Here is a 12434-nt window from a genome sequence, read left to right as displayed (position 1 = left end):
AATGGAAAATTTACAAATGAAACCCAAATTAACTCCAATCATTTTATGGATAATGATTATTGGGAGCGGTTTGGTTGTGGCAAATAATTATTACAATCAGCCATTATTGTCATTAATCGCTAAAGATTTTAATGTTTCCGAAAGTAAAGTTTCTAATATTGCAATGTTAACACAAATTGGATACGCTTGTGGATTGTTGTTTATTATTCCTTTAGGAGATTTACTGAAACGAAAACGAATGATCTTAATCGATTTTGTTTTTATAATCGCAGCTCTTTTGGGAATGTATTTTGCACCATCTGTAAGCTGGCTTTTTCCATTAAGTTTTCTAATCGGTTTCACCTCAGTTATTCCGCAAGTTTTTGTGCCAATGGCGGCTGAATTAGCTGAACCTCAAAAAAAAGCGCAAGCTGTCGGGATGGTTATGAGTGGTTTGCTTGTTGGTATTCTACTTTCTCGTGTTTTTAGTGGCTTTATTGGTGAATATTTAGGATGGCGAGAAGTTTATATGATAGGCGCAATTTTAATGTTTGTTCTATGGATTTTTATCTATATATTTTTACCAGAAATACAACCAAATTTCAAAGGAACTTATGGTAATTTGATGAAATCGATTGTAGATTTAGTAAAAAATCAACCACAATTAAGATTAGCTTCTTTTCGTGGAGCTACAGGTTTTGCAGCATTTAGTGCATTTTGGACAACATTGGTTTTTCACTTAGAAGAAGCACCATTTTTTGTTGGAAGCGATATTGCTGGTGCTTTTGGATTAATTGGAGCAGTAGGAGCATTAGCTGCTGCATTAGTTGGTAGAGTTTCAAAAGTTCTGTCAACATCAAAAATTATCTTTTATTCCATCATTACTATGCTAATTTCTTGGGGATTTTTCTATGAATTTGGCTATACATATTGGGGATTAATTGTTGGTGTAATTTTGATCGATTTAGGTTTACAGGCAATGCATGTTTCTAATCAAACCATTATTTTTGGATTAGATGCCAAAGCAGGAAATCGAGTGAATACAGTTTACATGACAAGCTATTTTATTGGTGGATCTTTAGGAACATTTATTGCAGCAAATGCGTGGGATAAATTTCAATGGAATGGAGTGGTTGCTGTTGGCGTTTTTTTTACTTTAATCTGTTTGATTTCTCATATTTTATTCAATAAAAATAATAAGTGATGAAAGATTTTTCTTATGAAATAACATATAAAACAGCGAGAAGTAGCGGTGCAGGAGGGCAAAATGTAAACAAGGTTGAAACGATGGTTTTAGCAAAATGGAACGTTGAAGTTTCCCAATTTTTTTCTGATGAAGAAAAAGCATTAATCACAGAAAAGCTAAAAAATAAGATTAATTCAGAAGGATTTTTACAAATCAATTCGCAAGAATCTCGCTCTCAATTGGACAATAAAGAATCTGCAACAAAGAAAATGTTAGAATTAGTTGAAAAAGCATTGATTATTCCAAAGTTTAGAAAAAAGACTAAACCTACTAAAGCTTCTCAGCAAAAAAGACTGAATCAAAAGAAACAACAAGCTGAGAAAAAAGACTGTCGTAGGTTTAAATTTTAGAACAATTAAATTCGATCAACTAAAAAAATTAATAAACTACATTGTATTGCTATAATCATTACTATTTTAAAAATAAAAGACTTTTTTCTTATTTTATGACGATAAATCTGCATTGACATAAGAGAACCAATTGTTCCACCAATCAAAGTCACAAAACAAAGTGCTAATTCAGATACACGTCTTTTACCAATAATTGAGTTTTTTTATCTATTTTAAATAAAAAAAAAGAGAGGACGTTGATAAGGAGTAGAGTAAAAAATAAATATTTATCCATTCAGTGTGTGATTAAGTAGTAAAAATACTTATAATTAGGTAGATAAAAAATATTTTTCCTAGAAATCTATGTTGTTTATCTTTGTACTTCAAAATCATAAAAAATCTTCAAAAAATAAATTGTAAAATTCTATTTATAAAATAATTATGCAAGATTTAAAAGGGAAAAATGCTTTAGTCACAGGAGGTAGTAGAGGTTTAGGAAAAGCTGTTGCTTTGGCATTGGCTAAAGAAGGTGTTAATGTAGCTGTGACAGGACGAAATACAAAGACATTAGAAGAAACTGTAGAAGAGATCAAAAGTTTTGGAGTAAAAGCGGATTATTCGATTTTTAATGTAGCTGAAAAAGTTGAAGTGAAAATGCAACTTGAACGATTAATTGAGAGTTTTGGAGCGTTTGATATTTTGATTAATAATGCCGGTATTGCGGCTTTCGGAAGTTTTTTGGAAATGCCAGAAAATGATTGGGAAGAGATTGTGCGTACCAATTTATTTGGACCATATTATGTTTCTAAAGCTGTAATTCCTTCGATGGTAGAGTTAGGAAGTGGTGATATTATCAATGTATCTTCAACTGCAGGATTAAAAGGAAACGCAGTAACTTCTGCTTATTCAGCTTCAAAAGCGGGATTGATAAGTTTATCAGAATCATTAATGTTCGAATTAAGAAAGAAAAACATTCGTGTTACGACTTTAACTCCAAGTACAATTGCATCTGAGATGTCAAAAGATGTGTTGAAAATCACAGACGGAAATCCAGAAAAAGTGCTTCAGCCTGAAGATTTTGCTCAATTAATTGTCGATTTATTAAAATTAGATAAACGCGCAATGTTGGCATCAGCTTCTTTGTGGTCTACAAATCCTTAAAAATTGATTAATTAATCATATTTATAAAATCCAATTTCATTTAGAAATTGGATTTTTTTTGAAAAAATATTTTGCAGAATCATTTTTTATATTAACTTTGAATTGCAAAGTACTTTTAATATGAGCACAAATAATCCTGTAGAAAGTTTAAACGAAATCAAATCAATGATGCAACGCACATCAAAATTCACAAGTATTAGTGGATGGAGTGGTGTTTGGGTTGGAGTAGTGGGAATGATTTCTGCTTTTATCGCTTATGTTTTGATTCTACAAGATGCACTTCAAGTAAATTATAGAGGAACATTGACACCTATTTTAATGAATAATTTAGAAATTAAATTATTCATTTTAGGAATTGTAACTTTAATGGTTGCATGTATTGGAGGTTTCTTTTTTATGACCAGAAAATCGACAAAAGATGACGTTAAATTTATAAATCCAGTTACAAAACGAATATTGCGTAAATTTCTTTTTGTTTTAATCGTTGGAGGAATAGTAAGTTTGATTTTTATCAATAATTTTAGTTTTGCTTATGTAGCTCCAGCAACGCTTTTGTTTTACGGCTTAGCTTTGTATACGGTAGAACGTGACACAATTGTAGAAATAAAATATTTGGCAATGTGCGAAATATTTTTAGGGTTATTGGCTTTCTATTTTATTTTCAATGGTTTATTGTTTTGGTTTATCGGTTTCGGGCTTTTACATCTAATTTTTGGGATTTGGATGGTACGAAAATATGATTACAAAGCTTAAATTTGCAACATGGATTTTAATCTTAATAAATTAAACAAAGTCTTTGATAATCGTATTCGTGTGGGAATTATGAGTGCTTTGGTCATGAATGAAGAAATTTCTTTTAAGGATTTGAAAGACTTTTTAGATTTGACTGATGGTAACTTGGCTTCGCACTTAAAAAACCTAGAAGAAAACGATTATATTACTGTACACAAAGGATTTATAGGTCGAAAAACGAATACAACTTATTCGATAACAGCACTTGGAAAACAAGCTTTTCAGGAGCATTTGAACTATCTTGAAAAATTAATAAAGAATATAAAATAATTTTTTTTGCATTTAAACTTTGAAAAACAAAGTACTTTTTAAAATAAATAATAAAATTCAAACTTATGGAAAACAATGATTTAAAAAATGAATATCAACCTGAAAATCAATCAGTTTATTCACAAAACAAAACAATGATAAAAGGATTTTTGGTATGTCTTTTAGTTTTAGGACTTTTAATTCCGATTCCGTTCATATTAAATTTAATTGAAGAACGACAAGGAAACAAGGAAAAAGTAATTACCGAAATTTCAGATAAATGGAGTGGGAAACAGACGATTTATGGTCCTTTTATCGAGGTTACTTACATGGAAAATGTAAATGATGGACAAGGAAAAGTTGTGAAGCAACAAGTGAAAAAGTATATTTCTGCTAATGATTTAAATATAAATGGAACGATTGATACGCAGTTAAAAAGTCGTAGTATTTATGAAGCAGTAGTTTACAATTCGAAACTGAATATCAATTCGAAATTTAAGAATTATAGCGATATGCTTAATGAAGTGGAAGTAAGTGCAGAAAATGTAGTTTCGACTAAAATTGTTTTTGGAATCTCTGATTCTAAAGGATATGAGAACAAAGTAATTGTACAATCTAACAACAAAAATTATCCATTGAATATGGATAATATAACTTCTACAATTACTATTCAACCAGAAGTTAGAGTAGAAAATGGAGAATATTTGGAACAAGTGAGTACCACTAAAAAAGTGATGCCTGTGCAAATGATGTCTCAAAAAATAGATCCTTCTACATTCGATTTTAATCAAGTTTCAATCAATTTGGTGATGAAAGGTTCTCAAATGTTGAATATCATTCCATCTGCGATTAATACAAAAGTTGATTTGGCTACAAATTGGAAAGATTTGAAATATGATGGAAATTTTTTACCTAATTCTGATCCCGAAACGAAGAATGGAAAAACAAATGTAAAATGGTCTATTTATCAACAAAATCCTTTGCAAGGACAGATTTGGCAAGACGCTTCTAACTTTTCTGATTATAGTTTTGGCGTTAATTTCTTGCAGATGAACGATCATTATGACAAAACATATCGTTCGACAAAATATGCGATTCTGTTCATTGGATTAACATTTGTAGCATTTTTCTTTATCGAAAGCCGAAATAATTTCAACATTCACTTGGTACAATATGCGTTAGTTGGATTTGCAATCTGTGTCAATTTTGTGTTATTGTTATCGTTGTCAGAATATTTAGGATTTGATATTGCTTACTTTATTTCATCTGGTGCAACTATTTTATTGATTACATTTTTTGTCAATTCTTTCCTAAAATCATTTGGTTTCACATTCAAAATTACATTAATGTTAATTTTATTATACACATTTATTTACAGTGTTTTACAACTCAAAGAACACGCGTTATTAGTAGGAAGTATAGGATTATTTATCATTGTTGCAATCCTAATGTACTATTCAAAAAACATCGAATGGAACAAAACAAAATAACATTTGCACACTTATTTTTTGGGATTTTTGTCATCGGTCTTGTACTGATGGCAATTTCCTTTACGGATATTGTGATTAAAAATAATGATACAATTTTCAGCTTTTCTATTCTTATTTTAGAGCTTGTGATTTGCTTATTTGCAATGTCATTTTATTTGAAAATTGATAAGATTTCGGAGTTGTTTTTAGGAAAAATTTTCTCTAATTCTGGACAAATATTTGTTTGGACCAACATTACATGGCTTTGTATTCCAGTAGCTTTTGTTTTGGATGTAACAATTATTCGAGGATTTCATGATTTAAGTTTTTATTTGCCGCTTTTAGGTTATTTATTGTTTCTTTTAATTATAGTCGATTTTTTTGCAGCAATATTCTACACTAATTTTGATGATGAAGAAACGATAGGTTTTAATTATCTTAATTATTTTTCGATTTTTTTAGCGGTAGTTTTAATACTATTTTTTAGTTTGATTATAATACTTTTCGCTGTTTTTGAGTATCCTTCAATATCAATCTGTTTTATGATGTTTAATATTTACCTCATAAATATTATTACAAAAATTTTAAAATTAAAAGCTTAAAAATTTTTGTTATGAATGTTTACTTTGAAACTATGAAGATAGATATTCAATATTTTCAGCCAAAAGGAGAAGGTTATACACCAACGAATCGAATTATCACTTTAGATAAAATTTCAAATCAATTAAGATTTGATGATATCGATGATTAAAACATTCATAATATATAAAGTTTAAAATCTGATAAATATAAAAATTATTATTCAAATCTGTCAAATTTATAAATTAGCTGTGTGATTATCGAATAATTCTACTAAGTTTAAGGCTTGAAAATGCAATTGTAGTAATTTGCGAACCGTTTTTTAAAACAGATAGAATTATTAAATATATGAAAAGTAAAAAGTTAACCAATGTATTAACACTTGGATTTGCGTTGTTTGCGATGTTTTTTGGTGCAGGAAACCTTCTTTTACCTCCTTTGATAGGATTAGAAGTGGGTTCAAATTATTTCGTCGCGATGATAGCATTTGGGTTAACTGGTATTTTATTGCCATTTACTGGTATTTTATCTGTTGTTTTTTCGGGTGATAATTTTAATGATTTAGGGCATCGTGTGAACAAACATTTGGCGGCTATTTTAGGTACAATTATTATGATTTGTATCGGACCGTTAATTGCGATTCCTCGTACTGCCGCAACAACATTCGAAGTGGGATTAAAACCATTTTTTCCAACATTGGATCCGATGTGGGGATCGTTACTATTTTTTGCAGTAACACTTATTTTAGCGATTCGTCCCTCAAAAGTGGTAGACGTTATTGGAAATTATTTAACACCAGTATTATTGATTTTATTGACCTTATTAATAGTCATTGGAATTATATACCCAACCGCTGATTTCTTACCTTCAGACTTAACGATGATGCAATCTTTTTCGAAAGGTTTTATAGAAGGTTATCAAACATTAGACGTTTTGGCTTCTGTTATTTTTGCTGGAATTATTATTTCAGCAGCACGAGATAAAGGGTATACTGATACAAAAAGTAAATCTCAAATTGTAATTATATCAGGTTTATTGTCTACAACTTGTTTGTTATTTGTATATGGTGGATTGATTTATTTAGGTGCTACTTCTGGAATTACAAATCCAGAAATTTCTCGTGCAGAATTATTAATAGAAATCTCTCGAAATACATTAGGACAGTATGGGTTAATTGCAATTGCGTTATGTATGGCGTTTGCTTGTCTTACCACTTCAATCGCATTAACATCTGCGGTAGGTACATTTTTTGGACGTTTAACAAATGGAAAAGTAAGTTACACTGCTTTAGTGATTTTATGTACAGTAATATCGTTTGGTTTATCAATAAAAGGTGTAGACGAAATTATTAATTTTGCATATCCACCTTTGGCTTTCGTATATCCAATTACAATCACGTTAGTTATTTATATAGTGTTGTTTGGAAAAACAATTAAAAGCAAAACTCCTTATATTTTTGCATTAATAGCGTCTACAATCATCGCAATTTTAGGATTATTGAAATTATTAGGAAAGTTAGATGAATCGACTATAGAAAATCTGAATAAAATTCCATTTTTCGAATACGATTTAGGTTGGATTGCACCTTCGATTATCGGTTTTGTAATTGGTTTATTAGTTGATAGATTAAGAAAATAAAAAATCCTCGGAAAATTATTCCGAGGATTTTAACCAATCAAAACTACTATAAAAACACTAATTGAATAATGATAATGTCTATCTTTTATTCTTTTACAAATTTCTTAAAGTTTTGACTTTAAATCTATTATTCTTAAATGATTTCTTTTATGTCTAGATAGAATTAATTTATAACTATTTATTTATGATGGTTATAGAGAATTTCAATCACATGATTTAAGATAAGTTTATGAATTTTTCGTATTTTGAAAAATCAAAAAAATAATCCAAAAAAATGATCGAAAATTGTTCGCGTTGTAACGAAACAATGGAGTGTAAGGTAGATGGTATTTCGAATTGTGCTTGTACTACAATTGTTATAAAAGATGAAATAAAAGAGTTTTTGAAGAAAACGCATTACAAATGTTTGTGTAATTCTTGTATAGAAAAACTGAATTATTTTGTAGAATTAGATCAAGAATATCCACATCCAACAATGCCTTCGGAGTTTGTTCCTCATATACATTATTATATCGAAAATGGGTATTGGGTTTTTACAGAATTTTTCCATTATCAGAAAGGAAAATGTTGCCAAAATGGTTGCAGACATTGTGCTTATGGTTATAAGAAATAAAAAATGGTTCAACTTACATTGAACCACTAACCAACCTAAAAATACTATAAAAAAACTCTATTTGATTAAGGATATTCTTCTTCAGAAAATCAACTTCATTATCCTTAACAACTATGAATAAATTATTTATGGTACAAAGGTAGGTAGATTTCTTAATTTGATAAATAAATTTATATTTATTTTTTTATACTCAAATAGATAGAATTTATATTAATGTTAAGAAAATATTAAATTTACCTATTTATGAATATTTGCTAAAAAATCAATACTACATTTCCGAATGTTGTAATTCTAAGAAAAATATTGCATTATTTTTTTTGAAATTTTTTCAGCAGTTGTTTTATCTTCAGTTTCTTCCAAAGTTGTTACATAATCCTCTAAGAAACTTTTGATTTCTTGTTGATTAGAACCTTCAAAATTAGCTAAATAATCTTCGAAATCGATATTTCCTAAAACACGATCAAAGTAAGTTTTGGCTTCATCATATTTTTTCATGCTCACTAACAAAGGCGCAATGCTATGACTAATATAAAACTCGTTTACAGCAGCTTGTTCAGCATTTTCTTCTTTTTTGAAATGTGCAGAATTTAAGTAACTATTATAAGCTTCCACAGCTTTTTCATTTTCACCTAAAACCTCATAACAACGTGCTTTGAAGAATTTAATTTCGTAAAATTCGTCTTCATTCAGTTTATTGAAAAATGTAATACTTTCTTTGGGATTTGAATAAAATTTTCGGTATCCAATAATAAAATCTTCTACAAATTCTGTATCTGTTTGTTCAATAGCGAAATTCAATAAGTTTTGAGATTGTTCTTCTGTTAATTGTCCAATAAAAGCTTCCCAATAATTCACCAAAGTATTGAAATCATACGCCAAATCTTCCACAAAAATTTGTGCAGCAATTCGTAGAAATTTATCACCCAATTGATCGATTATTTCATGGTCTTCATCAGAAAAATCAGTTGAATTATACAATAGATTTTCGATAATTTCTGACGCCTTATCTTCTGAATAATCATTATTTAATTGTTTCAAAGCATTGCTAACATTGAATTCCATTTGTGTAAATTTTAAATTAAAAATCAACACAAAGGTAACTGATTTACTGCAAAAAAAACTTGATAATTTCAAAAGTTAATCGTCAATTCTAATGAGAATTTAATGAATAGTTTTTTTGAGAAAGTAGAATTTTAGTTATCTTGTGGTAGTTTTTATTAGTTTATTTAAAATAAACGTTTTATGTTACGAATCTATTCGATAGTACTAATTATATGTGGTTTTTGTTTTACAAAAGCTCAAAATTTGAATGTTGGCGCTCAGTTTCCGATTAATAAAATTGAAAATATCAATCAATCTTCAAACTTTAAAATTATTGTATTTACGCCAAGTTTATACAAAACGAATCCGTATGCGAGCATGATGACAACTTCGCTGAATTATTATTTTGTGAAGAATTTGGCATTTTCGTCTCAAAATCCACCAAAAATTGATGTGATTTATATTGTAAATGAAGATAATAAATGGAGTAAAGAACCGCAGCAAACGTTTGCTTTTAATGAAACGACTAATCAAAATAAGTTGGATGGAACGAAGGTAATTTATGATGAAGTTGGAAAAATTTACAATGCAATAGGGTTGAAACCTTTTAAGCAAAATTCAATTTCGAGTATAATTCCAACGTCAAATTCTAACAATGTTTTAGTAGAAAGTTCGATTCTTTTTCTAGTGGATCAAAACAATAAAATTTTGATGCGAGATAATGATTATCGTGCGCAAGGCGAACATCTGAAACCTTTGGAAAGATTGATTAAAAGAACGTCTAAAATCGATAACATAGAAGTAAATATCACAGAAAATAAAACCTTGAAGGTTGGTGATAAAGCACCAGATTTTATTTTGAATGGACCGAATTATAAGACTAATTCGACAGATAAATTTTTGAATGATAAATCGACTTTTAAAGTTTTAACGTTTTATCCTGCGGCGTTTAGTGGACAAATTTTGCCTGATTTTACGTCAATTGATACGAAAGCAGCAATGACTTGTGCTGCTCAAATTCAATTAATCGATCATAATCCATTGTTACAAAATGTAAAAAATTACGCAGTTTCTAGTTCTACAAATCCGTTGTTAGAATTATGGAAATCAGCTTTGCGAACAAATAATATTACGTATTTGAATGATGAGAATTATGCAATTTCGTTGATGTATAATTCTTATAATCGTTTAGGTTACAATAATAGAGCAACTTATGTGATTGATAAAAATGGAATTATTGTGTATGCAAATCCAGATTTGACGTTTGAAGATGAAGCAAAATTTCCAACTATTTTAGAAAAAATCATTCTGAATAGTAAATAAATTATGAATCAAATTGTGTAATATCTTCAAATTTAGCCTCAATCAAATTTCTTAAATCTTCGGGGTTTAGAATAATTTGTAAACCTCTTTTTCCTGCACTAATACAAATCTGATCTTGCAAAACAGCCAGTTCTTCTATGTAAGTAGGAAATTGCTTTTTCATTCCGATAGGTGAGCAACCACCACGAATATAACCTGTAACATTCAGCAAATCTTTCAAAGGAAGCATTTCGCAGTTTTTATTACCAGAAATTTTCGCAAATTTTTTCATATCAAGATGTGTGTTTGCAGGAATTACGGCAACTAAAAATGGTTCTATATTTCCTTTCAAAACCAAAGTTTTATAAATTCCTTCCGGATTTACGTTCAATGAATTTGCAACATGCAAAGCATCAATATGTTCTTCATCAACTTCATATTCGCGCAATTCGTACGAAATATTGTGTGTGTCTAAAATTCGTACTACATTTGTTTTAGCAGTTTTATTGCTCATTCTATAATAATTTACACAAAGTTATTACGAAAAACTTTTATAAAGGTTTTTCTATAGAATTATTGTCTAAGATAATTTTTTGAACGAAAATTTCTATTCTCAAAACTATTCTTACCTTTGCATTATAAATGAAGTTTTTGCAACACATATTACGTTTACCGTTTTTTAGCACTTATTATCGTACAATATTTGCTCGGGTAGACTATGTGTATACTTCGTATTAATTTTGTACGTCAAAAATTTAATCATAATCTACAAGCCCGAGCAGTTTTGCTCGGGCTTTTTTTATTTAAAAAAAATCATGGAAAATTTAAAAAGTTTAAAGGAAAATGTAGCTATTTTTTTACCAGAAAATGGATTGGAAGAAAAATTAAAATTAGCTGAAAAAGAAAATCGACCATTACGAATCAAATTAGGTTTTGATCCTACCGCACCAGATTTACATCTTGGTCACGCCGTTGTATTGAAGAAATTGAAAGAATTTCAAGATTTGGGACATCAAATAGTTATTTTGGTTGGGAGTTTTACAGCTCAGATTGGAGATCCAACAGGAAAAAATAAAAGTCGTCAACCGCTGAATGCAGAACAAGTTCAGAACAATGCGGAAACCTACATTAATCAATTGTCAAAAATTATTGATGTGAATAAGGCTGAAATTGTGTTTAATTCAGACTGGTTAGATCATTTACCTTTTTCGGATATTATTCAGTTGTTGTCAAAAGTTACGGTTGCACAACTGATGCATCGAAATGATTTTAATAAACGCTTCACCGAAAATACGCCGATTGCAATGCATGAGTTGGTTTACCCGATTTTACAAGCATACGATTCTGTTCAGATAAGTGCTGATATCGAAATGGGAGGAACGGATCAATTATTTAATTGTACAATGGGACGACAATTGCAAGAAACCAATGGAGAAGCTGCTCAGATTGTAATGTGTATGCCACTTTTGAGAGGAACCGATGGAAAAGAAAAGATGAGTAAATCGTTGAATAATATTATTGGTTTGACGGATGAACCAAATGAAATGTTTGGGAAAACAATGTCTATTCCAGATGATTTATTAGAAGAATATATTGCGTTAGCAACGGATTTTTCTATTGAAGAAAAAATGAATTTGAATGAGCGATTAAAAACAGATAATCCAATGTTAATTAAGAAATTAGTTGCAAAAAATATTATTATTCAATACCATTCTGTAAATGAAGCTGAACAAGCAGAAGAATTTTTTAACAATCAATTTCAGAAAAGAAATGATGAAAATAGAGTTTTCGAAGTTGTTAAAATTAGTTCTTTAAACTTTGAGAATGATAATATTACATTGTTAGATGTTTGTCATCAATTAAAGAAAGATTTATCGAGAAATGCAATCAGACGTTTGATAGAAAGCGGTGCAGTACAAATTAATGGAGAGAAAAAAATGGATGCTTTTGATGATTTTGAATTAAAAACCGAAACTAAAATTAAAATAGGAAAACGAGATTTCTTCGAGTTGAAGTAATAGTGAAAAGATGATTTA

At 29.2% G+C, this 12434-nt stretch carries 14 protein-coding genes; 11 read left to right on the top strand and 3 right to left on the bottom strand.

Going from position 1 to position 12434, the window contains the following annotated elements:
• Position 1: 1 nt before the first annotated feature.
• Complete coding sequence (locus HXZ69_RS04695) at positions 2-1183, top strand: MFS transporter (RefSeq protein ID WP_286495198.1); 1182 nt, start codon at positions 2-4, stop codon at positions 1181-1183.
• Positions 1183-1575: an alternative ribosome rescue aminoacyl-tRNA hydrolase ArfB gene (gene arfB / locus HXZ69_RS04690; RefSeq protein WP_286495197.1), complete on the top strand. Its 393-nt coding sequence runs from the start codon at positions 1183-1185 to the stop codon at positions 1573-1575. The genes HXZ69_RS04695 and arfB overlap by 1 nt, the downstream gene beginning before the upstream one ends.
• 5 nt (positions 1576-1580) lie before the next feature.
• On the opposite strand, the gene HXZ69_RS04685 is transcribed toward arfB, so the two are convergent.
• The gene (locus HXZ69_RS04685; RefSeq protein ID WP_409410630.1) at positions 1581-1766 is read right to left on the bottom strand and encodes a DUF1294 domain-containing protein; all 186 of its coding nucleotides are present in this window, start codon (positions 1764-1766) and stop codon (positions 1581-1583) included.
• Between the two features lie 229 nt (positions 1767-1995).
• On the opposite strand from HXZ69_RS04685, the gene HXZ69_RS04680 reads away from it, so the two are divergent.
• The 7 genes from HXZ69_RS04680 to HXZ69_RS04650 all read left to right on the top strand — a co-directional run bounded on the left by HXZ69_RS04680 (position 1996) and on the right by HXZ69_RS04650 (position 8055).
• Entirely contained in the window at positions 1996-2715 is a 720-nt protein-coding gene (locus tag HXZ69_RS04680; protein ID WP_286495195.1) for a 3-ketoacyl-ACP reductase, read from the top strand.
• A gap of 120 nt (positions 2716-2835) precedes the next feature.
• Entirely contained in the window at positions 2836-3468 is a 633-nt protein-coding gene (locus HXZ69_RS04675; RefSeq protein ID WP_219034337.1) for a hypothetical protein, read from the top strand.
• A 9-nt stretch (positions 3469-3477) separates the two neighbouring features.
• Positions 3478-3777 (top strand): winged helix-turn-helix domain-containing protein, encoded by a 300-nt coding sequence (locus tag HXZ69_RS04670; protein WP_038331250.1) that lies wholly within the window; start codon positions 3478-3480, stop codon positions 3775-3777.
• A 65-nt stretch (positions 3778-3842) separates the two neighbouring features.
• Positions 3843-5246 carry a cell envelope integrity protein CreD gene (gene creD, locus HXZ69_RS04665; protein WP_286495193.1) on the top strand — a complete coding sequence of 468 codons (1404 nt, stop codon included), beginning with the start codon at positions 3843-3845 and terminating at the stop codon, positions 5244-5246.
• Positions 5228-5827 (top strand): hypothetical protein, encoded by a 600-nt coding sequence (locus tag HXZ69_RS04660; protein WP_219034339.1) that lies wholly within the window; start codon positions 5228-5230, stop codon positions 5825-5827. Before creD ends, HXZ69_RS04660 begins: the two co-directional genes overlap by 19 nt.
• A 325-nt stretch (positions 5828-6152) precedes the next feature.
• Complete coding sequence (brnQ, locus tag HXZ69_RS04655; protein ID WP_286495192.1) at positions 6153-7442, top strand: branched-chain amino acid transport system II carrier protein; 1290 nt, start codon at positions 6153-6155, stop codon at positions 7440-7442.
• 274 nt (positions 7443-7716) lie between these two features.
• Positions 7717-8055, top strand: coding sequence for a cysteine-rich CWC family protein (locus HXZ69_RS04650; RefSeq protein ID WP_286495191.1), 339 nt, complete (start codon positions 7717-7719; stop codon positions 8053-8055).
• A 291-nt stretch (positions 8056-8346) separates the two neighbouring features.
• Here the strand turns inward: HXZ69_RS04650 and HXZ69_RS04645 are convergent, their stop codons facing one another.
• Positions 8347-9117 carry a hypothetical protein gene (locus tag HXZ69_RS04645; RefSeq protein WP_286495190.1) on the bottom strand — a complete coding sequence of 257 codons (771 nt, stop codon included), beginning with the start codon at positions 9115-9117 and terminating at the stop codon, positions 8347-8349.
• A 180-nt stretch (positions 9118-9297) separates the two neighbouring features.
• On the opposite strand from HXZ69_RS04645, the gene HXZ69_RS04640 reads away from it, so the two are divergent.
• Complete coding sequence (locus tag HXZ69_RS04640) at positions 9298-10419, top strand: redoxin domain-containing protein (protein WP_038331384.1); 1122 nt, start codon at positions 9298-9300, stop codon at positions 10417-10419.
• Between the two features lies 1 nt (position 10420).
• Here HXZ69_RS04640 and ybaK read toward each other — a convergent pair whose 3' ends face one another.
• Positions 10421-10912 carry a Cys-tRNA(Pro) deacylase gene (gene ybaK / locus HXZ69_RS04635; RefSeq protein ID WP_125349287.1) on the bottom strand — a complete coding sequence of 164 codons (492 nt, stop codon included), beginning with the start codon at positions 10910-10912 and terminating at the stop codon, positions 10421-10423.
• A 301-nt stretch (positions 10913-11213) separates the two neighbouring features.
• On the opposite strand from ybaK, the gene tyrS reads away from it, so the two are divergent.
• Complete coding sequence (tyrS, locus tag HXZ69_RS04630) at positions 11214-12416, top strand: tyrosine--tRNA ligase (protein ID WP_125349288.1); 1203 nt, start codon at positions 11214-11216, stop codon at positions 12414-12416.
• Positions 12417-12434 lie beyond the last annotated feature (18 nt).

Source organism: Empedobacter sp. R132-2, from assembly GCF_030324375.1.
GTDB classification, from domain to species: domain Bacteria; phylum Bacteroidota; class Bacteroidia; order Flavobacteriales; family Weeksellaceae; genus Empedobacter; species Empedobacter falsenii_B.
The sequence above is the reverse complement of the archived record's forward strand: the minus strand, read 5'-3'. Positions and strand labels throughout refer to the sequence as shown.

Excerpts from the sequence above, each read along its gene's own strand:
- HXZ69_RS04695 (WP_286495198.1), top strand. The coding sequence starts at position 2 with ATGGAAAATTTACAAATGAAACCCAAATTAACTCCAATCATTTTATGG.
- arfB (WP_286495197.1), top strand. The coding sequence starts at position 1,183 with ATGAAAGATTTTTCTTATGAAATAACATATAAAACAGCGAGAAGTAGC.
- HXZ69_RS04680 (WP_286495195.1), top strand. The coding sequence starts at position 1,996 with ATGCAAGATTTAAAAGGGAAAAATGCTTTAGTCACAGGAGGTAGTAGA.
- HXZ69_RS04675 (WP_219034337.1), top strand. The coding sequence starts at position 2,836 with ATGAGCACAAATAATCCTGTAGAAAGTTTAAACGAAATCAAATCAATG.
- HXZ69_RS04670 (WP_038331250.1), top strand. The coding sequence starts at position 3,478 with ATGGATTTTAATCTTAATAAATTAAACAAAGTCTTTGATAATCGTATT.
- creD (WP_286495193.1), top strand. The coding sequence starts at position 3,843 with ATGGAAAACAATGATTTAAAAAATGAATATCAACCTGAAAATCAATCA.
- HXZ69_RS04660 (WP_219034339.1), top strand. The coding sequence starts at position 5,228 with ATGGAACAAAACAAAATAACATTTGCACACTTATTTTTTGGGATTTTT.
- brnQ (WP_286495192.1), top strand. The coding sequence starts at position 6,153 with ATGAAAAGTAAAAAGTTAACCAATGTATTAACACTTGGATTTGCGTTG.
- HXZ69_RS04650 (WP_286495191.1), top strand. The coding sequence starts at position 7,717 with ATGATCGAAAATTGTTCGCGTTGTAACGAAACAATGGAGTGTAAGGTA.
- HXZ69_RS04645 (WP_286495190.1), bottom strand. The coding sequence starts at position 9,117 with ATGGAATTCAATGTTAGCAATGCTTTGAAACAATTAAATAATGATTAT.
- HXZ69_RS04640 (WP_038331384.1), top strand. The coding sequence starts at position 9,298 with ATGTTACGAATCTATTCGATAGTACTAATTATATGTGGTTTTTGTTTT.
- ybaK (WP_125349287.1), bottom strand. The coding sequence starts at position 10,912 with ATGAGCAATAAAACTGCTAAAACAAATGTAGTACGAATTTTAGACACA.
- tyrS (WP_125349288.1), top strand. The coding sequence starts at position 11,214 with ATGGAAAATTTAAAAAGTTTAAAGGAAAATGTAGCTATTTTTTTACCA.